Below are 21,726 nucleotides of genomic sequence, written 5' to 3' on the forward strand. Positions count from 1 at the left end.
CGACCCCGCGATTATGACTCTCGTGAGGAAGTCATAGGTGTACTCCTCTCTTCCTCCCCCGGACATCGACCAGTCCCTGCCCGCATCGCTGAAGTAGAACCTTCATGTGGTGATATCTATGCGCGGGGCCTGAAGGGCTGGTAGTACGTCAGAACAGTGTCATTGCCGTAGGCGCTGTAGGTGACATTCCTCATGGAGATGTTGATCTCTCTGGAAAGGCCCCGCAGGTTGAACAGGCCTGGACCGCAAGATTCGCGGAAAATCGAGCGAAGGAATCTGGCCGGACGGCATCAAGCTGTACGACACGAACATTGAGTTTCCAAACGAAAATGAAAGCTTCTTCCCCGATACTCCATGGAAGTACTACATGCACTTCTGGGCCCTGACACTTCTGGTGTCCATAGGGGTAAAGTTGTGGAAGGATGGGCATGCTTAAAACCCAGATGAAATGGGAGCTAAACGACCCTCTGAGGCTCACCGTTTTCCTGTTCGGGTTTTTGATGGCCGGACTCGCGTTCATGAGAGATGTTTTTGGGATGGGTGCAGCCAGAATACTCAGTCCGTTCAGCCCCGAATCAGCGTCATACTACGCTACAACCATTCCAAAGCTCGCCCTCCCGACTATCTCGCAGGAAGCCTACAGCGTCCTGGCTTTCGTCTCGGTAATGCTTTCAAGCCTTTCAATAAGGGGAGAGATTGATTCCCTCGCTGCCCTCACCGTTTACTCCCTTCAGATGAGGAAGTGGAAGCTCTTCATTGTAAAGTTCGCTTCGACCTTCTTTCTGGCGCTCATCTCGTTCGTGCTCCCTTATTTTCTGGCCCTTGGATACACCCTCTCCGGCTCCCCTTCCCTCCTCGCCGGAATCCTAGGAAAGGGGATCTGGATCAACGTTCTCACGTTCTTTCTGATGGCTGTCTTTTACACGGTCTCGGTCTCGCTTTTCGTGGCAGTGCTGTCCCCGAATTCGTTCGCCGCAATACTAGGGGGGCTGGCAGTACTGTACGTCCCCTTTATCCTTGAAATATCGAACCTCCCGCCCCTCAGCATCTCCAGCGCCATGTCCTCATATCTAACGGCAGCGGCGTATAGGATGAGATACGCCGGCAGTCCCTACGTGGGCGTCATCCAGGTTGGGTTTTTTGTCCCGTCGGCACTGCTGGCCGCTTCAACAGTCCTCAGCGAAAGGAGGGACGCGAGATGAATAGATTCACGGTGTTTTTCCTGCTTGCGCTCTTTCTCTTCACGGTTAGCTCGCTGCTCCTTCCCCACTACCAATCGGTGAATCCAACTGCGTACGGCTTCTTCAGCGGGGATGGCTCGTCCGTGTCGGTCTTTGTCCCCACTGCCAGGAGGGTCGCGGTTAGCGTTGTGACGGACGGTAAGGAGGAATACAGCATCCTGCTCTTTGATGGGGTGAGGGAAAAATTCCTCGCAAACCTCCCCGCGATGGGAAACATGTACAGGGAAATCGAACTCCCGGATTCTGGGACTTACTACTTCGTCTACCACGGAAACAGCACGGCCCGGATCGCAATCAGAACCGTGTGGCCTATCCATCGGAGCGTGTGCTGAGGGTTGAGTACATGGCCGGAGGAACGGCGGCCTTCCTTCTCGCCACTTTGATTGTGCTGGGAGTGAGACGGTGATCGTGAAAGCCAAGGAACTCACCAAGCGCTTTGGCAGCGTCGTCGCCCTCGATTCCATGGACCTCACGATTCCTAGGGCCTGACCGTCATAGTAGGTCCCAACGGCGGCGGGAAGTCAACATTCCTGAAAATTGCAACTGGGGCATACCTGTCCACCAGGGGGAGTATTGAGGTTCTGGGAAAAGACCCCTGGAGGGACGAGGGGATAAGAAGACGGTTGGGTGTCTCCTTCGATCCGCCGGCGCTTCCCCCGCTGAGAACCGGAAGGGAGTGGCTGGAGTACATATCAGAGGCCAGAGGAGGGGATGGACGGGATGTCCGGGAGGCTGCGGAGATGTTCGGGGCTGGGGAGTTTATAGACAAGAAGGTCAGGGAGTACTCCGCCGGAATGAGGAAGATGATCAGCCTAGCCCAGGCATTCGGGGGAAACCCCGAGCCGATTTTCCTTGATGAACCCCTCGCCAACCTCGACCTGGGAGGCATGAAGAATGTCATTGATGTTATCAAGCGGGAGCATGAAGACGGCCTTAATCTCGTTGTAATCTCCCACATTTGGCACCCGTTTATTGGAATGGCAGACCCCACCGTCCTGATAGCTGCGGGAAAGGTTCAGGCTTCAGGCCATCCAGAGGAAGTTCTTCCACTGCTTGAAGGGGCGTTCCCACTGTGAGGTGGTGAATTATGAAAAGAATCGTCCCGGCAATCATTGTACTATTGTTGCTCTCACTTTCGGTTCAAAACAATGTTACGGCGTCTCCGGAGGCCGGCCATGGGATATACTCGTTGTCGATTCCAGCGCGGAAGTTTTAGTTCTGGACGAGAATTTAAGCTTTACCGCACCGGCGTGGGTTGAGCTACCTGCAACAAATGAAGGCAAAGAGTACTTTCTTATCCTGAAAATCGACGGGTTGGAGGTAAAAATCCCAGTTCTGGTCAAGGAAGGTCTGACGACGATATTGAAGGTGAATGGTGGGAAAATCTGGGAGGCTATTATGACTGAGGGCGCCAAACCTATTGAGCTGAAGTTCGAAGCACCGCTTAGACTGCCGCCGAAGCTCCCGGGCTCGGGCCAGCACTGGAATGTGCAGTGACGACGTACGGGCCGGTTGAGGGTAACGGGCCTGTATTTGAAGTCATGAAAAACGCCAGCGGAACCGGCTACATCCTGCTGTTCAACAACACGCCGGTTAGAGTGTGCGATGAGTACTATATAGTAGAAATCACCAGGATTGAAGACGGTTGGGCGTCGGTTGGACACTACCTCAACTGGACCAGCTACGTTCCAGAATACTTGAGGGTTGATGTAAACTCCGACCCGCAGGGTTCCACGGTTCTCGTCTTTGGAGGGATCCTCAACGTGCCGAGGACGCCTTTAACACGCTCCTGCCTGTCATCAATGAAAGCATCCAAGGATACGGACTCGATTTTGCTGAAAGGCGGGTGGAGTTTGAGGTAAGTCCAACCAGAGAGTGCCCCATAACAGTCGCATCGAATATCAACTCATTCAATGGTGTCTCCCCCTACGTGGACTTCCTCGTGAAACCAGGTTCCGGAGAGAGAATCACGATAAACGTCAACTTTACCCGGATTATAAATGCCGTGAGCGTCAAAGTCGTTTATGGGATTCCTTCAGAGTACAGGAATCCCCCCAACGGGCTGGAGAGAACTTCAGATAATACCGAGAACACAAGCGGGAATGCTGGAAACGAGACAGTCAGAATTCCCAAACCGGAGAACGCGACGCTCTTGGTAGAGGCTCACCCGGAAGACGCAGAGGTTTAGGTGGACAGTAATCTCATGTGCATAGGCAAATGTACCCTGAACCGGACCCCTGGAGAGCACAAGGTCGCAGGATATACCGAGGGGTTTGTGGAGTGAAGCAGGAAGGTGGTGCTCTCACCGGGTGAGCGTTTGGCCCTGAACATGACCCTCCTACCGTATCCTAAGTTCCAGGTAGTTTCAGTACCTGGGGGTGCAGGGCTTTACATCGACGGAAAGACCGCGAACTGCACAACGCCCTGCAACATCACCCTTACTCCCGGAACGCACACGCTGGTCTTTAAGAAGGAGGGCTTCAGGGACTACGAGACGATGGTTAGAGCGCACGCTGGAGACAGCGGCGTTATCTCGGTAGCACTCACCGACCTGAGCGGCAGAAAGTACTCGTTGGACCCCCGGATAAAAGAAGGGAACCAGAACAAATGGCCCCAAAGGAGGGAACAAAGAGCAAGCTTCCAGTATCCCCTACCACCGCCTACGTGCTCAGAGGCATTTTAATCGTCGGAATTGGTGTACTGATTGCCAAGAAGCTTTGACCTTTCTTTTTTACCCAAACAGCCCTAGCGCCGGAACGAGTGTTATCGCCATACTTAGGAGTCCTCCGAGGATCAAGGCGAGAACGGCCATTCTCTTCTCGATGCCAAACAGGTAAGCGGCCAGAGCTCCCGTCCATACGCCCGTTCCAGGGAGGGGTATGGCGACAAAGATAGTCAGCCCGAGGAAGCCCCATCTCTCAACGTAGGGATGGGCCTTTTTCCTCACGCGCTCCACGTAGTAAAGGTAGAGCCTCGCGATTTTCTCAAGGGGGGTCTTTTCCAGCCAGAGCATCAGCTTGTCCAGGTAAGGGAGCGTAATCGGAAGAACCAGCGATAGTATCAGGACACCGAGGGAAGCCACTATCAGGGTCTCGTAGAGGGGATATCCTTTTCCTATACCGTAAACTATGGCATACCTACCTTCAAAGGTCGGGAGGAGTGAGAGGAGAAAAACCCTCAGGAGCTCATTCAACCCGGAGCACCCCCAGTTTGAGCCTTTCAACGACGGTATTGTAAACTGGAAGCCAGCGGCTCTCGGCGACCCTGGTCAGAATATAAAGCCAGGGAGCGAGGATTAGGCTGAAGAGAACATCGCTGAGCCAGTGGTAGTGGAGGAGGAGCCTCGTAAAGGTTATGGCTAAGGCGTAGACCCAAAAGAGTGGCTTGAGCCTCTCCCAACGGTCGTCTCCATAGGCTGCTATCAATGCAGCCCTGAAGGTGTGGCCGGACGGAAAAGAGCCGGAGCTAAAGGCCCCCGCCACCGGCAGGGGTCTCGGCCTCGGAACCCCCAGAGTGAACTTCAACAAACCGACCACAGCCAGTCCAGCAAAGGCAGCAATGACGAAGGCGAACGTCTCCCTGGAGAGCCTCTCCCTCTCGCGCCAGTCGAGAAAAATTGCGAGAAATACAAACGCAAAAAAAGGCATATCATCGCCGAGAAACGTGAACGCGCGAACCAAAGGAGTATCGACGAGAGGGATGGCAGAGTTTACAGCCCGGTTTATCCAATCGAACAGGCCCGCCAGCTGGGCAATGAAAACGATTGCAAGGGCAACCGTGAGGATTGTAAGCTTTCTTCTCTCGTCCATGGCACTCTGAAAAGGAAAACGACACTAAAAAAGCTTTCCATTAGATAACGCCGGCTGCATAGAGCGCATGATATGCCTTGAGCAGCGCCTGCTGGACTTTTTTTGGCCCGAATGTTCTGACTGCCCTTCCAAGGCCCTCGTTGTATATCCTGCGCAGTATGAAGTCCGTTTCCCGGTTCAGGTTCAGCTTTTCCTGGTTCTCCAGGTAAAGGCGGGCTATTTCATCGGGCTCGCGGTAGTTGAGCCCCTTAAGCCACTTGAGCGGGATACCGTCGTCGAAGCGCTTTATCATTTCAAAGCCTATAATCGTAACCTCGTCGTCGCCGTAGAGCTCGCCGTATATCTTGGAGAGCTCCCTGACCAACTGACCCACGTCGGAAAAGCCGTCAAGCTTTGCATCTTCGTTAGTGAGCTCCTTGACCTTCTTCCGCTCAACGCGAGTTATCCTGACCTTGGCTATGGCAGTGTCGCTCGGCGTTATGACGAGGTAGACCTCGCTCCCCGGCTTGGCCTCGTAGTTTCCGTAGCGTATCGTCGTAACTTTGTCCCCACGCAGGATTCTGGATTTGTATGCGCTGTCAATCAGCATGAACTTCCTTATCTGAACGCTTTTCCCCCTCACTCGTCAACCTCCTGACTATGTTGAGAACATCTTCAAGAGAGTTAATGGTAAAGTCAGCGTACTCGAGGTAGTCCAGCTCGCGGTTGGCGTACTTCCCGTATTTAAACCACACGGTCTTCATGCCTACGTTCTTGGCACCGTATATGTCGGAGTACAGCCTGTCGCCGACCATGAGGGCCTCATGGGGCTCGGCGTTGAACCTCCCAAGGGCCTTCTTGAATATCTTTGGATGGGGCTTTTTGACGCCGACGAAGTCCGAGATAAAAACTGCATCGAAGTAGTCATCGAGCTCAAGGCGGAGTATCTTTTCCCACTGCTTTATCGGATTGCCGTCAGTGATAATACCGAGACTGAGTCCCTCTCTCTTAAGCTCAAGCAGGACTTTTCTCGTACCCTTAACGCTTGTCAGGTGGGCAAACTTGGTGTTGTGATACGCTATAACTCCAGCCGCCACCCATTTGGGGTCGTAAGGAAGATCAAGACGGCGCAGAAGGTAATCAAAATGCCTGCCGAAGTTGCTCCCGTACTCGTTTATCAGTTCACGGAGCTCGTGATAGGTAGTGTCGAAATCAACTGGAAGACCGTGTCTCACCATGTTCTCTATCGCGTTCCTCCGTGCCATCTCGGCCAGTTTGGACGTGTCCACGATGGTATCGTCAAGGTCAAAAAACACGACCTTTATCATCTCCCCACCCGCCATTAGTTGTGCTTTGGGTAATTTAACCTTTCTCCAAATCCAGAAACGGGCCCTTCTTCCTGGCGCCCTGCTCCCGGGCCCATCTCAGAGCCTGAAAGTACTCGTCCTCGGCCATCAGTTCGTCCAGGAGATCCTCCAGCTTCCACGTCAGGGAAGTCTGAGTGGTAGTGGCGAATATGATCCTTCCGAGGTCGAGGGATCGGACGGTTTTTATTGCATCTTTGAGGGTCTCGTTATCAACGCCGTGCATTATTACGAACTTCCTCAGATGCCAGTAGCAGGAACCGCTCAGCGTCCCAGCCTTTTCCACTACATCCCCCACGATCCAGTCCCTGCAGTACTCGGGAACCTCAAAGACGCTGAGTCCATTGAGGGCTTCCTTTACGACATTTGCTTCTTCCTCGTTAAAACCAATGAGAAAAACCTTCACCTTCATCTTACCAGCCCCTCAATCCTCTCCATCAGTTTTTCCATCGCCTCGCCAGCGGGACAGCGGAGGAATACGTCGGCTATGGGCGTAATCCCGCTCTCCTCTGGGTTTACCTCAATGACTTTGCCCCCGGTTTCCTTGACTATCTGGGGGATGTACGCGGCCGGATACACCACGCCGCTCGTTCCTATGACGAGCACCAAGTCAGCCCTCTCCGCGAGCCTGAAGGCCTCCTCCAGTGCTTTTCTCGGCAGGGGCTCTCCGAACCAGACCACATCGGGCCGCAGGAGGGAACCACACTCCGGACACTTCGGAAGGTCTTTCTCTTTCAGAAACTCTTCCAGGCGACCGCTCTCCTTCAGGTTCTCCTTATAGTCGCAGGAGGTGCACCTAACGCGAAAGATGTTGCCGTGGAGCTCGATTAGATTCTTAGTCCCAGCCTCGCGGTGCAGATCATCAACGTTCTGAGTTATAACCGCCTTGAGGATTCCCATCCTTTCGAGCTCAGCTAAGGCGTAGTGAGCGGGGTTTGGCCTGGCCTTCCCTATCAGCTCCATCCTCCATTTGTAGAAGCTCCAGACGAGATGGGGATCCCTCCTGAAGGCCTCTGGGGTGGCGAGCTCCTCTGGTCTGTGCGTCTTCCACAGGCCGTTGGAGCCCCTGAAGGTCGGAACCCTGCTCTCGGCGCTTATCCCGGCCCCGGTAAAAGCAATCGCAAACCTCGAGCGGGCGAGCAGTTTGGCCGCTTCTTCTATCATGAGTACACCTATGTCGGCAGTCCTTAAAAATCCTGCCCGGCTTTGAAATCCTTTCAGCACATGCAGCATACATTGTAAAAAGTTTACTTTTTTCACCATCTTCCGAAACAGCCCCTGCTTAGTTGCCAACAAAAGGAAAAGAGCACGTGAATAAACCTTCAATTCTGCGGTAAGGTTTATATTTTATCTGCTCAAACCTCTATCGAGGTGTTTCCCATGGAGAACAGATATAAGATGTACAGGGACAAGGTTATTGAATATCTGGACGCCCACGAGAATTGGAGGAGCTCGACTATAAACCTCATCGCAAGTGAGAACATCACTTCTCCGAGCGTCAACCGCGCTGTTTCTAGCGGCTTTATGCACAAGTACGCCGAGGGCTGGCCCAGACAGAGGTATTATCAGGGCTGTAAGTACGTTGATGAGGTCGAGCTCATCGGTGTTGACCTCTTCTGCAAGCTATTTGGAAGCGACTTTGCTGACCTCAGACCTATATCCGGAACCAACGCCAACCAGGCAGTTTTCTTCGGTCTCACCCAGCCGGGAGACAAGGCTATCGTTCTGCACACATCCCATGGTGGCCACATAAGCCACATGCCATTCGGAGCCGCTGGAATGAGGGGCCTTGAAGTCCACACCTGGCCCTTTGACAATGAGGAGTTCAACATCGACGTTGACAAGGCCGCTCAGCTCATTCGTGAGCTCGAGCCAAGAATAGTCGTCTTCGGTGGTTCGCTCTTCCCGTTCCCACACCCGGTCAAGGAACTTGCTCCGGTGGCCAAGGAAGTCGGTGCTTATGTCATGTACGACGCAGCCCACGTGCTCGGTCTCATTGCCGGAAAGCAGTTCCAGGACCCACTCAGGGAGGGAGCAGATATAATCACCGCCTCGACCCACAAGACCTTCCCAGGACCGCAGGGCGGTATAATCCTCTACAAGAACTTCGGTGAGGACGTCGCCAAGCTCCAGTGGGCCATTTTCCCGGGTGTCCTCAGCAACCACCACCTCCATCACATGGCCGGAAAGGTCATCACCGCTGCCGAGATGCTCGAGTACGGTGAGAGGTACGCGACCCAGATTGTCAAAAACGCCAAGGCCCTCGCCGAGGCCCTCGCCGAGGAGGGCTTCAAGGTCATTGGCGAGGACAAGGACTACACCGAGAGCCACCAGGTCATTGTCGATGTTAGCGATCTCCACGAGGCCGCCGGCGGCTGGGCCGCGCCGCTCCTCGAGGAGGCAGGCATAATCCTCAACAAGAACCTCCTGCCGTGGGACCCGCTTGAGAAGGTCAACACCCCGAGCGGCCTCAGGATAGGCGTCCAAGAGATGACCAGGGTGGGAATGCTCGAAGACAACATGAAGGACATAGCGGTCTTCATGAGGCGCGTCCTCATCGACAAAGAGGACCCGAAGAAGGTCATGAAGGAGATCGCCGAGTACAGAAAGGAGTACCAGAAGGTCTACTACTCCTTCGACTACGGCCTCCCGATGAAGGAGTGATTCCATCTCCTTTTTTAATATCCTCGCGGAGTTAGGGACCAATAAGTGCTCCCTCTGTGCCCAGGCAGTTCACTTTACTCCCCCTTGAAGTTTTGAAAACCGTTAAGAACTTGGAAGTTAATACTTCTATGGTGGCTCACATGAGAAAAGCAGTCCCTGTGCTGTTGGCACTCCTGATAATTCCCGTGGCGTATTTCCTGGCTTCCTCCATGGGGGGAGATATTGGAGGAACTGACGAAATCCCCGCCGTTCCAGACGTCGTTCTGAAACTTGACAAGACGAGCTATGCCCCGGATGAGACTATGGTTTTAACAGTGGTCAACAACGCCGACTCGGAGGCAACAACCGGCTACGAATTCCAGCTTTACAGACTTGAGAACGGCAACTGGAAGGAGGTAAACCTTGACATGGCCTTCATAGAGATAGCTATCATCATTGAACCCGGCAAGAGCTGGGAGCAGATAATAGACCTCTCAAAGCTCAACATTGATCCGGGACACTACAAAATAGTCAAGAGCATCTTCGTGGGCAATGTAACTGTAAAGCCCGAGACCGAGTTTGACATCAAAAGATGAATGGAGGATAGCCCCTTGGAGAAGGCTCTACTGGTCTCGGCCATTATTCTTCTTTGGGGCTTAACCGGCCTCACGTCATCGTCAGCATTGACAAAACAACCTATGCCCACTGGGAGAGGCCTGAGCTCACGGTGAGGAACATCGGCTTGATGCCGATCACTTTTGGCCAGGGGTACCTCATTACCGCTGGGAGAACGGGAGCTGGGTAAAGGCCAGCAGGGGCTCGTCTTCACGCTTCCGATTTATACTGTATTCCCCTTCAGCTCGTGGAAGCAGAAGATTCGCCTTGTTTACCTCCCTACAAATCAGTCCATAGGAGACCCCCGTTATTAACCCCGTTATTAACCACCACTGCCCCCAGGGAGATACAGGGTCGTTAAAGAGGTGTGCGGCTGGCCGAGGGGTTGCTAGAACTTCTCCGTCGAGTTTGAGGTAACTGGCTAGATCCGGAAAGACTGGCATTACGATTGGACTGAATGCCCCATTTGTTTGGCAAAACTTTTTATTCCATCTCCCACTATTCTACCCTCAGCGGGGGTGAGGAGATGAAGTTCTGTCCAAAGTGCGGCAGCATCATGCTTCCGGACAAGAAGAAGGGGGTTTTCGTCTGCCGTAAGTGCGGCTACGAGGAGCCCATTAACCCAGAGGACGCCAAGAAATACCGGATTACCCAGAAGGTCGAGCACAAGCCTGACGAAGGCATAATCATCGTAGAACAGGACGTGGCGACTCTGCCGAAGGTCAAAATAACCTGTCCAAAGTGCGGCAACGACGAGGCCTACTGGTGGGAGCTCCAGACGAGGGCTGGCGATGAGCCGAGCACGATATTCTACAAGTGTACCAAGTGCGGCCACGTATGGAGGTCCTACGAGTGAACGAGGAGGAAAAGTTCGAAGTGCTCAGGCGGCTTGCTGAGAAGGCCCTTAAGGAGCTTGAGGAGGCTTATAAAAGACTGCCCGAAACCGACAACGGAAAAGCTTATTTATTTCGGGGAAAAGAAAGGGTTAGGCTGATGCTCAATATATTGAAGGAGGGGTAAAGATGCCGTTCGAAATAGTTTTTGATGGTGCCAAGGATTTCGCCGATCTTATTGCCACCGCGAGCAACCTCATAGACGAGGCTGCCTTTAAGGTAACAGAGGATGGAATTTCGATGCGCGCCATGGACCCGAGCAGAGTAGTTCTCATTGACCTCAACCTCCCTGAGAGCATATTCAGCAAGTACGAGGTCGATGAAGAGGAAACCATAGGCATCAACATGGATCACTTCAAGAAGATACTCAAGCGCGGAAAGAACAAGGACACCCTTATCCTCAGGAAGGGCGACGAGAACTTCCTCGAAGTTACCTTTGAGGGAACCGCCAAGAGGACCTTCCGCCTTCCGCTCATAGAGGTTGAGGAGCTCGAGCTCGACCTTCCAGATCTGCCGTTTACCGCCAAAGTCGTCGTCCTCGGAGAGGTTCTCAAGGAGGCCGTAAAGGACGCTTCCCTCGTCAGTGACTCCCTAAAGTTCATCGCCAGGGAGAAAGAGTTTATAATGAAGGCCGAGGGCGAGACCAATGAGGTCGAGATAAAGCTTACCCTCGAGGACGAAGGTTTACTTGACCTTGAGGTCGAGGAGGAGACCAAGAGTGCCTACGGAATAAGCTACCTCGCCGACATGATCAAAGGCATCGGAAAGGCCGACGAAGTTATAATCCATTTCGGCAATGAGATGCCCCTCCAGATGGACTACCCGATAAGGGACGAGGGTAAGCTCACCTTCCTGCTCGCCCCAAGGGTTGAGGACTGATTTCCTTCCCCTTTCTTCATTTGGGCTGGTGGGAGCATGGACATCATCAAGCTCAGGGAACTGCTCGAGAGGGAGCTTTCCTCCAGTGAACTGGCCGAACTGGATGAGGACTTCTACCGCGAATTCGACAGCCTTATAAAGGCCCTCAAGCTCAGCGCTGAGAGCTCCCACGAGAGGGGCGAGGACATAGAGGAACGGCTTTATCTGGCCCAGCTCAACATAGCCGAAAGGCTCATGCGCGAGATAATCAAAATCAGGCTCCACAAAATAGTTGACCTCGCGGTCGAAGGCTTACCCTACGGCATGACCGCCGAGGAGAAGAGGATTTTCACCATCCTGCGGGCGTTCATCGAGCGCGAGGAGATACCCGTCGAGGTGCCGACCGAAGGCGTTGAAAAGGTGGAAGAGGTCCCCGATGAGGAACCCCTACCAAGGCGGGAGATCAGAGAAGCATATCTCATCAAGATTGATATTCCCAAGGTTCTGGATCCGGAGCTTAGAGAGTATGGACCTTTTAAAGCCGGGGACCTGGTGACACTGCCAAGGGCCATAGCCAAAGTACTCCTCGAACGTGACGCGGCTAAGAAAATCAAGATAGCTCCGTGATGGGACATGACGTTCTCAGTGTGCATGCGGGATTGCTACGATACTTGCTCAATAGTGAGCGAGTTCAAAAGCGGTCGCCTAATTGTTAAAGGAAACCCCGAGCATCCTTTAACGGCTGGCTTTCTCTGCCCCAAGGGTGCACTTCTGCCGAGGTGGTTCCATTCTAAGGAGAGACTTAGAGAGCCTCTCGTCCGGACTGGGGAAAGGGGAAGTGGAAACTTCAGGAGGACCAGCTGGGAGGAAGCGATAAACCTCGTTGCCGAGAAGCTCAGGGAAACTATCGAGAAGCACGGAAGCGAGAGCGTTCTGGTTTATCAGTACGCCGGTGATAGAGGGGTCGTGAACTACGCCTTCCCGCTCAGGCTCTTCCACTATCTCAACATTGCGATGCTTGATTATGGAATCTGCGACAGGGCCGGCCAGGAAGCTTTGAGGGACATCTATGGAACTGCAGTTGGAATGGATCCCGAGGAGCTAAAAAGGCAGAAGCTCATCGTATACTGGGGCATCAACGCCTTCTGGACGAACCTCCACGGATTCCTGCTGGCGAAGCGTTACGACCTTGAAATTTGGACTGTCGATGTAATAAGGACAGAAACTGCCAAGAGGAGCGAGAAGTTCTTCCAGATATGGCCAGACACGGACGTTCTCTTTGCCCTGGCCGTAGCGAGGCTCATAATCGAGAACGAGCTCCACGATGAAGACTTCGTGAGGGAGAATGTCTATGGTTTTGAAGAATTCAAGAATTATGTAACTAAATTGAACCTTGACCCCGTCGAGCACGAGACGGGTTTGAGCCGCGAAGAAATCGAGGAGTTCGCCTTCGGCTTCGCCGAGAAGAGGGGTGTTATACACATCGGCTACGGCTTCCAGCGCTCCTTAAGCGGAGGCGAAGCGGTACGGGCGATAGCGATTCTCCCTGCCTTAGTTGGCCACCGCCTTGGCTTCATCTACGACATGAAGACGATAGACAAGAGCTACGCCGAAGGAGGGTTTCTTAGAACCAAACCCATTAAGAGGATTCCCCAGATGAAGCTGGCCGAGTACATAGAGCGCGGTGAAATAAAGTTCCTCTACGTCTACAACTCCAACCCCCTGGCGAGTTTGCCCAATCAGAACAGACTTAGAAAGGCTCTGATTGAGAACGACGTTTTCATGGTTACCCACGACATATTCCTGACCGACACGGCACTCTTTTCCGATGTCGTTTTGCCGGCGAACACGTTCTTCGAGCGCCTTGACGTAGCCGATTCATACTACCACCGCCACGTAGCTTTGAACGAGCCAGTAGCAAAGCTTTACGGAAAGAGCAACAGCGAGGTAACGAGGCTTTTGGCCAAGGCCCTTGGCATAGAAAATCCATACCTCTACGAGAGCAACGAGGAAGTAATAAGGAAGATCCTCGAAGCCAACGGCTTAATCTGGGAGGAGCTGAAGGCTAAGGGTTTCGTAAAGGTTCCAGAAAAGCCGAGGAAGTGGGAAACGCCAAGCGGAAAGATAGAGTTCTACTCCCAGAGGGCCGTTGGGCGCGGTCTATCACCGTTTCCGGAATACAAACCACCACAGGGCAACTACCCGCTCCGCCTGCTCAGCCCAACGCACAGAATGACGATAACGAGCCAGTACCACAACACCTACGGGATGATAGATCCAAACCTTTATATGAATCCCGAGGATGCCGCGGAGAGGGAAATCTGCGACGGAGACACCGTGGAGGTTTTCAATGACAGGGGGAGGATTAAAACGACCGTGAAACTTAGCGATGACGTTCCTAAAGGCGTCGTCCTGCTCTACAAGGCCTTCTGGCCATCGTTGCTCGGCTGGAACGTAAATTTCCTGACGAGTGATAAAACCGTCGAAAAATACGGTAATGGCTCTGCATATCATTCAACTTGGGTTGATGTGAGAAAAGTTTGAGGCGAAATCTCGGCCAAGATGTTCTCTTTCTGACAACCTACACCGATATTTTAATAACAAAATGACAGTAAATAGAGAACATTCTTTGCACGAACAACTCAGAGCTTATTAAGTAGATTGGATGTTCGTCAATGCAGATGTCGTTAGCCGAACCGAAAGATTTATATAATCGAACCAAGCAGGTTTATAGTGAAAAAAACACACAAAAAGTAAGAGGTGATGAAAGATGGTCGTCATAGGAGAAAAGTTCCCAGAGGTTGAGGTTAAGACTACCCACGGAGTGATAAAGCTCCCGGACTACTTCGCCGAGAAGGGCAAGTGGTTCATACTCTTCAGTCATCCGGCTGACTTCACCCCGGTCTGTACCACCGAGTTCTATGCAATGCAGAAGAGGGCTGAGGAGTTCAGGAAGCTTGGCGTCGAGCCCATCGGACTGAGCGTTGACCAGGTCTTCAGCCACATCAAGTGGATGGAGTGGATTAAGGATAACCTCGGCGTCGAGATCGACTTCCCCATCATAGCCGATGACCGCGGTGAGCTCGCCGACAAGCTCGGCATGATCCCAAGCGGTGCTTCGATAACGGCAAGGGCAGTTTTCATCGTTGACGACAAGGGCGTTATCAGGGCGATAGTTTACTACCCGGCTGAGGTCGGCAGGGACTGGGATGAGATACTCAGGCTCGTAAAGGCCCTCAAGATAAGCACCGAGAAAGGCGTCGCACTTCCACACAAGTGGCCGAACAACGAGCTCATCGGTGACAAGGTCATCATCCCGCCGGCTGCCACCATCGAAGAGAAGAAGGCCCGCGAGGATGCCAAGGCCAAGGGCGAGATCGAGTGCTACGACTGGTGGTTCTGTTACAAGAAGCTTGAGTGAAAATGGACTTTTGGCCTTCTTTTCTGATTTCTCTTCTGTTGGGCTGTAAAGCCCAAAATAAAAGCTAAAGCAAGGATTTTCAAAGCACCCTCTTCTTGAACAGCACTACAAGTGGGACAAGCCACGCTAGGTGAACCGCCAGCCCCGGCCAGAAATCGCCGTAGTCGTTGAAAGGAATTCCCTCGAAGAGCCTGTGGATCCAGTAGGTCGGAAGAAAGGCCGTGAACTTGCTCCAATCAGTTGATATGTTCCTGGCGATCACGATGAACTTTATGGCCGGCGGAAGGATTAGCAGCCAGCCGGCGACTTTTGAAACTGTCAAAGCCTGCATCCTAGTCTCCGAGAAGTCAGTTATCAACAGCGCATAGGTCCACACTTCAATGATGAAAAGTGCCATGAGCGCCAGGAGGCCTTTCCACGGAACCGTTATGTCAAGAATTTTCGGCGCCAGGCCCGTGAGGATACCCGTTACAGCAGATGCCCAGAGGAGTCTGTACGTTAAGAAGGCCTCGCTCGATATCGGAATCACCTGAAGGGCCTCTATAGTTTTCTCTTCCTTTTCGTTGGCCATCATGAAGCCAGGAATCATGCCGAAGATGAGGGGAATGAAGATGATGGAAAAGATTGCCGCAGGCGGATAGAGAGCCCTCAGCCGGTCCTTGAAGTAGCGGACGACGAAAAGGAGGATTAGGGTAATGGCGATGCTGTAAACGAGCATCGGGTCCCTTTTCAGCATCTTCCAGTCAATCCTGTAAATGGCGAGGAACTTCCTCACAAAACTCATCCCAATCCCTCCACGGCGTATTTGTAAAAGCGGATTTTAGCGAGGTAGTATGCTACGATGCCCCAGATTACAAGGGCAATGCCCGACCACATCAGCGTTTCCCTCGCTATCTCCTCGAAGCCCGCGTGGAAGAAGTAGAGCCCCGGATAGCTCGGTATAACGTAGAGCACCTTTCCCCATGGGCCGCTTATGAGCCCGTGGTATGCCGCAAAGGGCAGGAAGGAAAGCACCATGACGGCCAGCAGGGGCACGAAGTAGTCGTCCAGATCCCTGTATTTTGCAGCTATCGCTATGCCGAGGAGGGTGTAGACCACCGAGACCAGCAGAGTTCCGATGAGCACGTAGGCGATTTGGACGTTGAAGCCAGCGCCGACGACCACTATCACCAGCGCCCCGATAAGAGCTAGTAAAGCCATGATAACCGTTTTGGAGAGGTAATAGTCGCGCCACTCCATCGGCGTCACGGAGAGCGCTCCAATAGTGCCGTCCTTCTTGTCGGAGAATATCGAGGTTCCAATGAACATAAAGCCGAGCAGACCTGGCTCGATAAATATGAAAAGCGGTGCCATCGTCGGGACGTACCCCTCCGGGAAGGGCCTCAGCATAACGCCGTAAGCCAGGGCCGCGAGGAAGTATATGGGGCAGGTGTAGTTCCTCATGACCACCTTGAACTCGACCTTCATAAGCTGGGCAAAGCTCATACGAGCCTCCTCCCCGTCACCTTTAGGAATATCTCCTCGAGCGTAGGCTCCTCCGTGTTTATCCTTCTTACCTCGTGGTTCCGGAGGATTTCGAGGAACTCCTCGTTCTGACCCAAACCTTCTAGCGGGAATTCTCTAACCTCAACGTTGCCACTGGCGGCATATTCAACCTTAACAACCCTCTTACCCATCTTGACCTTGAGCTCCTTCGGGCTGTCCACGAGCCTCACAGCACCGTCCACTATGAAGGCTACCCTGTCGCAGAGCTCGTCCGCCACGTACATGTTGTGTGTCGTTAGAAAAATCGTCTTTCCGTTCTCCCGCATCTCAAGGAGCATGTCCTTAATCTTCCTTGCGCTTCCAGGGTCGAGACCCTCTAAAGGCTCATCGAGAAAGAGTATCTCCGGATCAGGGAGGAAGGCCTCGCGAGGTCGAGCTTCTTCTTCATGCCCTTGGAAAGCTTCCCAACCAACTGGTCTGCTTCCTTGTCAAGGCCCACTATCTTGAGCACATCCATGGGGTCGAGGTGCTTCTTGTAGAAGGAGGCAAAGAACTCAAGGTTTTCACGGGCCGTGAGCTTCGAGTAAATTGCTGGAAACTCAAAGGAGACGCCTATTTTCTGGTAGTAGTCCTTGCTCCACTCTCTTAAGTCTTTTCCAAAGACTCTAACCTTGCCGTCGTAGTCCTTGATTATCTTGACCAAGATTTTAACTGTTGTCGTTTTTCCTGCCCCGTTGGGACCCAAAAAGCCGTAGATTTCCCCTTCCTCAACGGAGAAGCTCAGGTTTTCAACGCCTCTTACTTCGCCGTAGGATTTCCTAACGTTTTCGACCTCGATAACAGGCATGCTCCCACCGGAGTGATTACGGTGGAAAACCACTTAACCTTGACTCCCGCCCTATACGCGGGCGTGATGCGCTCTTTCATTAAAAAGAAAATGTGAGCTTCGAATTTTACCCCTCCCTTCTGGGCTTTTCACCTATAACCATTATCTCAATGTCGTCGAAATCCACCTTTCTCTTTCCCCATCTTCCAGCAGTGCCTCCCCAACTGGCTTTTACTTCAAACCCCACCATTTTGAACATTAAGTAAAGCTCCGTAGGGACATAAACGCGTTCTCTAATCGGGATTTTTGTACCATTGGGTGCCTCAATTTCCTCAAAGAACGTCATGGCGTTTGGGTCGAAGGTTTCTTTGGCTATGTCCTCGTTTGATGCTCCTTTAACTCTTGAAAGGGCAATTAGGGCAGCCAAAATAAATTTCCCGCCGGGCTTTAGGGATTCCTAAATGTTCTTGAGTATCGCCAAGTCGTGCTCTATTGGGTCGTCACTTGAACCGATTAACGAAAAAGCACCTTCGCAGAGGCATATGGCAGCGTCAAATTCCTCCTCACGCTTAAACTTCGTGGCGTCTGCTTTTATGAACTCCACTTCAACACCTTCTTTTTGAGCTCGTTTTATTGCTTCTTCAAGCATTCTTGCACTGGCTGAAAGCTTGGGATGAGTGGAATCACTAATCGAGCTCCCAGCTTTGATGACTCATGCTTCTCTTTCAAAAGAGGAAAGGGAGAAAGTTGGCATAAAAGACTCCCTCATCAGGGCCTCAGTTGGAATAGAAGACGTTGGGGACTTAATTGAGAACTTGGAAAAAGGCTTCAGGGTGATAAGGCAATGATACCAAGCATCAGCGAGTTAAAGAATTCTTGAAAAAGCTCGGCTTCGATGAGAGTGCTATTAATGAGCTCGTGGAACAGATAGAGTACTTTGAAGGAGAAGCACCCCAAAGGGACGATATCGTGAGGAGCTACTTTAAGGAGGAGTGCATAGAGACAATAGTTGACGACATAGTTGAAGAAATCCTAAAGCTAAACAAGGAAAAGCATTAAGCTCTTAGACGTTGCAGCTGGCTCAGGGTTTTTTACATAGAGAATCAAGAAGAAGCTTGAGGAGAGAGAAGCTAAAGTAGACGTGTATGCTTTAGATATAACGCCAAGCATGCTGAGGAGGCTTAATGAAAAAGGGATAGCACCCATTTGGGGAGTTGCCGAGAAAATTAGGGAATTCATTGAGATTGCCAACGAGCACTACGGCATAAATGCTCCAAAAGAATTCGACGTCGTGCTCTCCACTCTGGCATTCCACCGCTCCCTGAAGCCTGAAATAGTACTAAAGAGCATGAAGAGTGTTTTAAAAGAAAGCAGTAAAGTGATAATAGTTGACATCCTCAAACACGAACACGAGGAGTTCAAAGAAACTTTGAAAGATACTCACCTCGGGTTCACGCTGGAAGAAATAGAAGGGCTCGCCTCGAGGATATTTCCAAAAGTGATGGCACAGTACATAGATGCCTACTGTGAAGTTGATGGCGTCATCGTAGGGCTCTATAATGCCGTGCTCTATAAAAAATAAAAAAGATATCAGCTTTCCAACAGCCTTCTCTTCCTTCTTTCGTACTCTTCGTCATCTATTTCTCCCCTTGCATACTTCTCGTCAAGTATCTCAAGTGCGCTCTTTTTTGATGTGCCACTTGAACTCTGCTCGATTATCCACTTAATGAACCATACTACTCCAACTATTATTGCAACCCAAAACAGGAGCATGAATATTGCTCCAAAGATTCCAAAGTATCCAAATCCCATCATATGATGCCACCCCCATTCACCTTCTCCCACATGAAGGAGATAATTTCCAAAACTTTCAAATGTCATTTTACTCGCCTCATGTTCTATTATGTGTAAAAGATTATAGAGATTATTGTTATCGAAATTGAAGAATTTTTCAAGAAATTTTTTCAAAGTGTGAAATAAAACACCCATTAAACCATACAATCTGCATGGACAATCTTTAAAATTAAGTTATTAAAATTCATAACTTGATGATAGTATGGCAAAGATACTTGCTAGGGTTAGTGAAAAAGATGTAACCTCAGCTATAGTTGAAACGTTCTATGAGATGCTTAGGAACCACACAGAATCGGACGTAATAGTGGTGGAAGCGGGACCAAGTGGATTGATGGCAGCAAAAGAACTTGCAAAAGCGGGCAGGAAAGTTTTGGTTATAGAAAGGAACAGCTATCTTGGAGGAGGCTTTTGGATCGGAGGGTTCTTAATGAACAAGATAACAGTGAGAGCACCAGCACAGGAGGTGTTAAAGTTGCAGGTGTTGTGGTTAACTGGACTCCAGTTCAGGCTTTACCAAGGTAAATAACCTGTGTTGATCCAATAGCCATTGAATCAACGCTTGTAATAGATGCTACTAGACACGATGCCTTTGTTGCTAAGAAGCTTGAAGAAAAAGGCATAAGGCAGTTTCTACAGTCTTTGGACTTCCAAGAATGGGACCAACCTTTGGAGCAATGCTCTTAATCGAAAAGAGAGCTGCTGAAGTGGCTTTAGAAAAGCTCAAAGAACTGGAGTGATACAAATGAAGATTCACATTGAAGATGCCCCTTGAGAGTTCTTTTCATTTTTTGAGGAGATCAGGAAGGTCTTCAAATTCCCTGTGGAGTTTAGCCCCTATGTATTTAAAAACCCTATTCTGGCATACATAAGAGTGAGAAGTCCAAATAAGAAAGAATTTTGCGAGCCATTTCCGATTGAAGTCGAGAATGAAAAGAAGGGTCTCATAAAAGAGGTTATCTATGACGGTGTAGAACTGCTACAATATTTCTCATGAGACGTTGATACCTCTGAGCCGACAGTTTTGATAACGAACAGGCTTGTAGCCACATTTGGAGAGGATGGACGATATTACCTTAGAATGATTGTAATGGGGCCCACAGCAATAATTTAACTCAAGGGGATACTCTATGCCCCAGCAAAGCCTCTCCAATATTATATGATGCATCCATTTGGATTTGATGACAAAATCGATGTAGATGTTGGCAAAGTGTTAAAAATGCTCCTCCTTCAGTTCTATACTTATTTTAAGCATGAAGAAATCTTTTGCGGGAACGAGGAATGCATGCTCCACAATTGCCATACAACAGAGGAAATAAAGAAGGTGAAAGGGTTGTGTGAAAAACATAAAAAGATGCTTGGAGATGTTGTGAATTTAAGGGGACTATCATAGATAGAGTTAATGCTCGTTGCTATGATTTTAAAATAGTACTTTTAGGAGTAACCAAATTTTTAAAGTTTTGAATACTACCTAAAGTTTTATTTTATTATCTGCCTAGAATTTGTGAAAAGAAGTTTTTTGAGGACTTACTTTTTTAGAAATTTGTTAACTTTAGATTATTGATTACAAGTTAGGAAGAATTATAACTATACAGCAACTTAATATGTGTGGTATTAAACTGGAGGGAGTATCAATGAAAGGGTATATCCCTCCCATCGGAGAGGGTCTCGGACACGAGCTTAGCAGTGTTATAGTTGGAGCAGGGCTAACATTCACTCAGATTATGCCAGTTCTTTTCGTAGTTATTTGGTCTCTGCAGTTAAAAGAGAAAACATTAGGAGGTGAAAGTGCATGAACTACGTGCTTCCCGTTGGTGGTGATGTGGGCATCACTTGGGATACTGTGGCAATAAATCAAGCATATGTTTTGAAGGTTGGTGCTCTAATGAATGTAGGTGCATAGTTGGCACTAGCAGCAGACCAATATGTTGCAGCTGCATTGGTTGTGGTAGTTTATGCCGGGCTTTGGATCGTGACTATTGTTGGAGTCGCAAAATGGATTCTAAGAGATAATATTGACATCTATGTTTCATTTTATTCAATCCTTGATAAATTCGTTCAAAGCCCTCATGCAAGGTGCCTATGAGAGCAACACAATTAAAAGAATTCTTGGAGTTATTCAGCGAACTCCGAGAATTATATCGCAAATACCATATGTGGGCAGAGGACTTAAAAGGTCCTGTTTCTGTTTCAATCGATGTCACGTACAGATGCAATTATAATTGTCCCCACTGCTACGTTGGTTGTTCGCCAAATGTAACAAGAGTAGAGTGGTAATTGACGGAATTGATCTTTGGGTAGACCCCGAAAAAGCTAAGAGAAATATCGGATATCTGCCGGAGGGAAAGCGAGTTTATCCAGATTTAACTGTCTACAAGAATCTGCTATTTTTCGCCAGAATTTATGATGTTGAAGAAGAGCGGATTAATAAACTTCTAAAAGAATTTGGACTTGAAAAATATCGAGATACAAAAGCTGGATATCCAAGTAGGGGCCTTAGATAGAGACTCGCTTTGACGAGAGCACTACTTCACAATCCAGACATTTTAGTTTTGGACGAGCCCTTCAGCAATTTAGACATCCCCACCGTTTTAAGTTTAAGGGATAAAATCTTTGAAATGCTAAAAGGGGGCAAAACAATTCAATAAGCGTCGCAAGCTCCCAGTAGAAGGTCTTTCCGGGCAGCCCAAAGGTTACTGCAGCGCTATAGAAAAAGGTAACTGTGATTGCCAGAGCAATTA

The 21,726-nt window shown here is 50.3% G+C and carries 35 protein-coding genes; 22 read left to right on the forward strand and 13 right to left on the reverse strand.

What is annotated here, in order from left to right; all coding sequences use genetic code 11:
- The first annotated feature begins 443 nt into the window (after positions 1-443).
- The 7 genes from A7C91_RS10215 to A7C91_RS10245 all read left to right on the forward strand — a co-directional run bounded on the left by A7C91_RS10215 (position 444) and on the right by A7C91_RS10245 (position 3,924).
- Positions 444-1,202: a hypothetical protein gene (locus tag A7C91_RS10215; protein ID WP_199920043.1), complete on the forward strand. Its 759-nt coding sequence runs from the start codon at positions 444-446 to the stop codon at positions 1,200-1,202.
- On the forward strand, positions 1,199-1,573 hold the full coding sequence (locus A7C91_RS10220; RefSeq protein ID WP_068667200.1) for a hypothetical protein: 375 nt from the start codon (positions 1,199-1,201) through the stop codon (positions 1,571-1,573). Before A7C91_RS10215 ends, A7C91_RS10220 begins: the two co-directional genes overlap by 4 nt.
- A 204-nt stretch (positions 1,574-1,777) precedes the next feature.
- Positions 1,778-2,317, forward strand: a complete 540-nt coding sequence (locus tag A7C91_RS10225; RefSeq protein WP_234394506.1) for an ATP-binding cassette domain-containing protein — start codon at positions 1,778-1,780, stop codon at positions 2,315-2,317.
- A 4-nt stretch (positions 2,318-2,321) separates the two neighbouring features.
- A complete protein-coding gene (locus tag A7C91_RS10230) occupies positions 2,322-2,738 on the forward strand; it encodes a hypothetical protein (RefSeq protein ID WP_068667202.1) in 417 nt (138 codons plus the stop codon).
- Entirely contained in the window at positions 2,735-3,103 is a 369-nt protein-coding gene (locus A7C91_RS10235; protein WP_068667204.1) for a hypothetical protein, read from the forward strand. Before A7C91_RS10230 ends, A7C91_RS10235 begins: the two co-directional genes overlap by 4 nt.
- Complete coding sequence (locus A7C91_RS10240) at positions 3,088-3,429, forward strand: hypothetical protein (protein WP_068667206.1); 342 nt, start codon at positions 3,088-3,090, stop codon at positions 3,427-3,429. Before A7C91_RS10235 ends, A7C91_RS10240 begins: the two co-directional genes overlap by 16 nt.
- A 108-nt stretch (positions 3,430-3,537) precedes the next feature.
- Positions 3,538-3,924 (forward strand): PEGA domain-containing protein, encoded by a 387-nt coding sequence (locus tag A7C91_RS10245; protein WP_199920044.1) that lies wholly within the window; start codon positions 3,538-3,540, stop codon positions 3,922-3,924.
- 48 nt (positions 3,925-3,972) lie between these two features.
- On the opposite strand, the gene A7C91_RS10250 is transcribed toward A7C91_RS10245, so the two are convergent.
- From A7C91_RS10250 to cobB, 6 genes are read right to left on the reverse strand one after another with little or no spacing between them, the layout of a single operon-like run.
- The gene (locus tag A7C91_RS10250) at positions 3,973-4,434 is read right to left on the reverse strand and encodes a COG2426 family protein (protein WP_068667210.1); all 462 of its coding nucleotides are present in this window, start codon (positions 4,432-4,434) and stop codon (positions 3,973-3,975) included.
- Complete coding sequence (locus tag A7C91_RS10255; RefSeq protein ID WP_068667212.1) at positions 4,427-5,050, reverse strand: phosphatase PAP2 family protein; 624 nt, start codon at positions 5,048-5,050, stop codon at positions 4,427-4,429. The genes A7C91_RS10250 and A7C91_RS10255 overlap by 8 nt, the downstream gene beginning before the upstream one ends.
- A gap of 40 nt (positions 5,051-5,090) precedes the next feature.
- Positions 5,091-5,672: an ASCH domain-containing protein gene (locus A7C91_RS10260; RefSeq protein WP_082872007.1), complete on the reverse strand. Its 582-nt coding sequence runs from the start codon at positions 5,670-5,672 to the stop codon at positions 5,091-5,093.
- Positions 5,629-6,357 (reverse strand): TIGR02253 family HAD-type hydrolase, encoded by a 729-nt coding sequence (locus A7C91_RS10265; RefSeq protein ID WP_068667214.1) that lies wholly within the window; start codon positions 6,355-6,357, stop codon positions 5,629-5,631. The genes A7C91_RS10260 and A7C91_RS10265 overlap by 44 nt, the downstream gene beginning before the upstream one ends.
- Positions 6,358-6,391: 34 nt before the next feature.
- On the reverse strand, positions 6,392-6,805 hold the full coding sequence (locus A7C91_RS10270; protein WP_068667216.1) for a DUF3783 domain-containing protein: 414 nt from the start codon (positions 6,803-6,805) through the stop codon (positions 6,392-6,394).
- On the reverse strand, positions 6,802-7,557 hold the full coding sequence (gene cobB, locus A7C91_RS10275) for an NAD-dependent protein deacetylase (protein WP_068667218.1): 756 nt from the start codon (positions 7,555-7,557) through the stop codon (positions 6,802-6,804). The genes A7C91_RS10270 and cobB overlap by 4 nt, the downstream gene beginning before the upstream one ends.
- Positions 7,558-7,773: 216 nt before the next feature.
- On the opposite strand from cobB, the gene glyA reads away from it, so the two are divergent.
- The 8 genes from glyA to A7C91_RS10320 all read left to right on the forward strand — a co-directional run bounded on the left by glyA (position 7,774) and on the right by A7C91_RS10320 (position 14,823).
- Positions 7,774-9,057 (forward strand): serine hydroxymethyltransferase, encoded by a 1,284-nt coding sequence (gene glyA, locus A7C91_RS10280; protein ID WP_068667220.1) that lies wholly within the window; start codon positions 7,774-7,776, stop codon positions 9,055-9,057.
- Positions 9,058-9,197: 140 nt separating this feature from the next.
- Positions 9,198-9,632 carry an immunoglobulin-like domain-containing protein gene (locus A7C91_RS10285; RefSeq protein ID WP_068667223.1) on the forward strand — a complete coding sequence of 145 codons (435 nt, stop codon included), beginning with the start codon at positions 9,198-9,200 and terminating at the stop codon, positions 9,630-9,632.
- 545 nt (positions 9,633-10,177) lie between these two features.
- The gene (locus A7C91_RS10295) at positions 10,178-10,507 is read left to right on the forward strand and encodes a transcription factor S (RefSeq protein WP_068667225.1); all 330 of its coding nucleotides are present in this window, start codon (positions 10,178-10,180) and stop codon (positions 10,505-10,507) included.
- On the forward strand, positions 10,489-10,671 hold the full coding sequence (locus tag A7C91_RS10300; protein ID WP_068667227.1) for a hypothetical protein: 183 nt from the start codon (positions 10,489-10,491) through the stop codon (positions 10,669-10,671). Before A7C91_RS10295 ends, A7C91_RS10300 begins: the two co-directional genes overlap by 19 nt.
- Positions 10,672-10,673: 2 nt before the next feature.
- Positions 10,674-11,423 carry a DNA polymerase sliding clamp gene (locus A7C91_RS10305; RefSeq protein WP_068667229.1) on the forward strand — a complete coding sequence of 250 codons (750 nt, stop codon included), beginning with the start codon at positions 10,674-10,676 and terminating at the stop codon, positions 11,421-11,423.
- 36 nt (positions 11,424-11,459) lie between these two features.
- Positions 11,460-12,029: a DNA replication complex subunit Gins51 gene (locus tag A7C91_RS10310; protein WP_068667231.1), complete on the forward strand. Its 570-nt coding sequence runs from the start codon at positions 11,460-11,462 to the stop codon at positions 12,027-12,029.
- 6 nt (positions 12,030-12,035) lie between these two features.
- Positions 12,036-13,946: a molybdopterin-dependent oxidoreductase gene (locus A7C91_RS10315; protein ID WP_068667233.1), complete on the forward strand. Its 1,911-nt coding sequence runs from the start codon at positions 12,036-12,038 to the stop codon at positions 13,944-13,946.
- Positions 13,947-14,172: 226 nt separating this feature from the next.
- The gene (locus tag A7C91_RS10320; protein WP_068667235.1) at positions 14,173-14,823 is read left to right on the forward strand and encodes a peroxiredoxin; all 651 of its coding nucleotides are present in this window, start codon (positions 14,173-14,175) and stop codon (positions 14,821-14,823) included.
- A gap of 79 nt (positions 14,824-14,902) precedes the next feature.
- Here the strand turns inward: A7C91_RS10320 and A7C91_RS10325 are convergent, their stop codons facing one another.
- The 6 genes from A7C91_RS10325 to A7C91_RS12010 all read right to left on the reverse strand — a co-directional run bounded on the left by A7C91_RS10325 (position 14,903) and on the right by A7C91_RS12010 (position 17,738).
- Positions 14,903-15,607, reverse strand: coding sequence for an ABC transporter permease (locus A7C91_RS10325; RefSeq protein ID WP_068667237.1), 705 nt, complete (start codon positions 15,605-15,607; stop codon positions 14,903-14,905).
- Positions 15,604-16,308 carry a fluoroquinolone export ABC transporter permease subunit gene (locus tag A7C91_RS10330; RefSeq protein ID WP_068667239.1) on the reverse strand — a complete coding sequence of 235 codons (705 nt, stop codon included), beginning with the start codon at positions 16,306-16,308 and terminating at the stop codon, positions 15,604-15,606. Before A7C91_RS10330 ends, A7C91_RS10325 begins: the two co-directional genes overlap by 4 nt.
- Positions 16,305-16,709: a DrrA family ABC transporter ATP-binding protein gene (locus A7C91_RS11995; protein WP_324609540.1), complete on the reverse strand. Its 405-nt coding sequence runs from the start codon at positions 16,707-16,709 to the stop codon at positions 16,305-16,307. The genes A7C91_RS10330 and A7C91_RS11995 overlap by 4 nt, the downstream gene beginning before the upstream one ends.
- A complete protein-coding gene (locus A7C91_RS12000; protein ID WP_234394382.1) occupies positions 16,685-17,155 on the reverse strand; it encodes an ABC transporter ATP-binding protein in 471 nt (156 codons plus the stop codon). The genes A7C91_RS11995 and A7C91_RS12000 overlap by 25 nt, the downstream gene beginning before the upstream one ends.
- A gap of 106 nt (positions 17,156-17,261) precedes the next feature.
- Positions 17,262-17,480 (reverse strand): hypothetical protein, encoded by a 219-nt coding sequence (locus A7C91_RS12005; protein ID WP_234394383.1) that lies wholly within the window; start codon positions 17,478-17,480, stop codon positions 17,262-17,264.
- Positions 17,481-17,591: 111 nt separating this feature from the next.
- Positions 17,592-17,738: a hypothetical protein gene (locus tag A7C91_RS12010; RefSeq protein WP_234394384.1), complete on the reverse strand. Its 147-nt coding sequence runs from the start codon at positions 17,736-17,738 to the stop codon at positions 17,592-17,594.
- Between the two features lie 73 nt (positions 17,739-17,811).
- On the opposite strand from A7C91_RS12010, the gene A7C91_RS10880 reads away from it, so the two are divergent.
- The 3 genes from A7C91_RS10880 to A7C91_RS12020 all read left to right on the forward strand — a co-directional run bounded on the left by A7C91_RS10880 (position 17,812) and on the right by A7C91_RS12020 (position 18,716).
- On the forward strand, positions 17,812-17,982 hold the full coding sequence (locus tag A7C91_RS10880; RefSeq protein ID WP_234394385.1) for a PLP-dependent transferase: 171 nt from the start codon (positions 17,812-17,814) through the stop codon (positions 17,980-17,982).
- Positions 17,983-18,010: 28 nt separating this feature from the next.
- The gene (locus A7C91_RS12015; RefSeq protein ID WP_234394386.1) at positions 18,011-18,193 is read left to right on the forward strand and encodes a hypothetical protein; all 183 of its coding nucleotides are present in this window, start codon (positions 18,011-18,013) and stop codon (positions 18,191-18,193) included.
- A gap of 109 nt (positions 18,194-18,302) precedes the next feature.
- On the forward strand, positions 18,303-18,716 hold the full coding sequence (locus A7C91_RS12020) for a class I SAM-dependent methyltransferase (RefSeq protein WP_234394387.1): 414 nt from the start codon (positions 18,303-18,305) through the stop codon (positions 18,714-18,716).
- An 8-nt stretch (positions 18,717-18,724) separates the two neighbouring features.
- Here A7C91_RS12020 and A7C91_RS12025 read toward each other — a convergent pair whose 3' ends face one another.
- Positions 18,725-19,135, reverse strand: a complete 411-nt coding sequence (locus A7C91_RS12025) for an SHOCT domain-containing protein (RefSeq protein ID WP_234394388.1) — start codon at positions 19,133-19,135, stop codon at positions 18,725-18,727.
- A 55-nt stretch (positions 19,136-19,190) separates the two neighbouring features.
- Between A7C91_RS12025 and A7C91_RS12030 the strand changes: the two genes are divergently transcribed.
- The 4 genes from A7C91_RS12030 (at position 19,191) to A7C91_RS10365 (ending at position 21,489) form a co-directional block, all read left to right on the forward strand.
- Entirely contained in the window at positions 19,191-19,514 is a 324-nt protein-coding gene (locus A7C91_RS12030) for an FAD-dependent oxidoreductase (RefSeq protein ID WP_234394389.1), read from the forward strand.
- Positions 19,515-20,144: 630 nt separating this feature from the next.
- Positions 20,145-20,378, forward strand: coding sequence for a DUF6775 family putative metallopeptidase (locus A7C91_RS12035; protein WP_234394390.1), 234 nt, complete (start codon positions 20,145-20,147; stop codon positions 20,376-20,378).
- A 510-nt stretch (positions 20,379-20,888) separates the two neighbouring features.
- Positions 20,889-21,071, forward strand: coding sequence for a hypothetical protein (locus A7C91_RS11325; RefSeq protein WP_199920045.1), 183 nt, complete (start codon positions 20,889-20,891; stop codon positions 21,069-21,071).
- 184 nt (positions 21,072-21,255) lie between these two features.
- Positions 21,256-21,489, forward strand: a complete 234-nt coding sequence (locus A7C91_RS10365) for a P-loop NTPase family protein (protein ID WP_068667243.1) — start codon at positions 21,256-21,258, stop codon at positions 21,487-21,489.
- Positions 21,490-21,726: the final 237 nt, after the last annotated feature.

Origin of the sequence: Thermococcus piezophilus, assembly GCF_001647085.1 — an archaeon.
GTDB classification, from domain to species: Archaea; Methanobacteriota_B; Thermococci; order Thermococcales; family Thermococcaceae; genus Thermococcus; species Thermococcus piezophilus.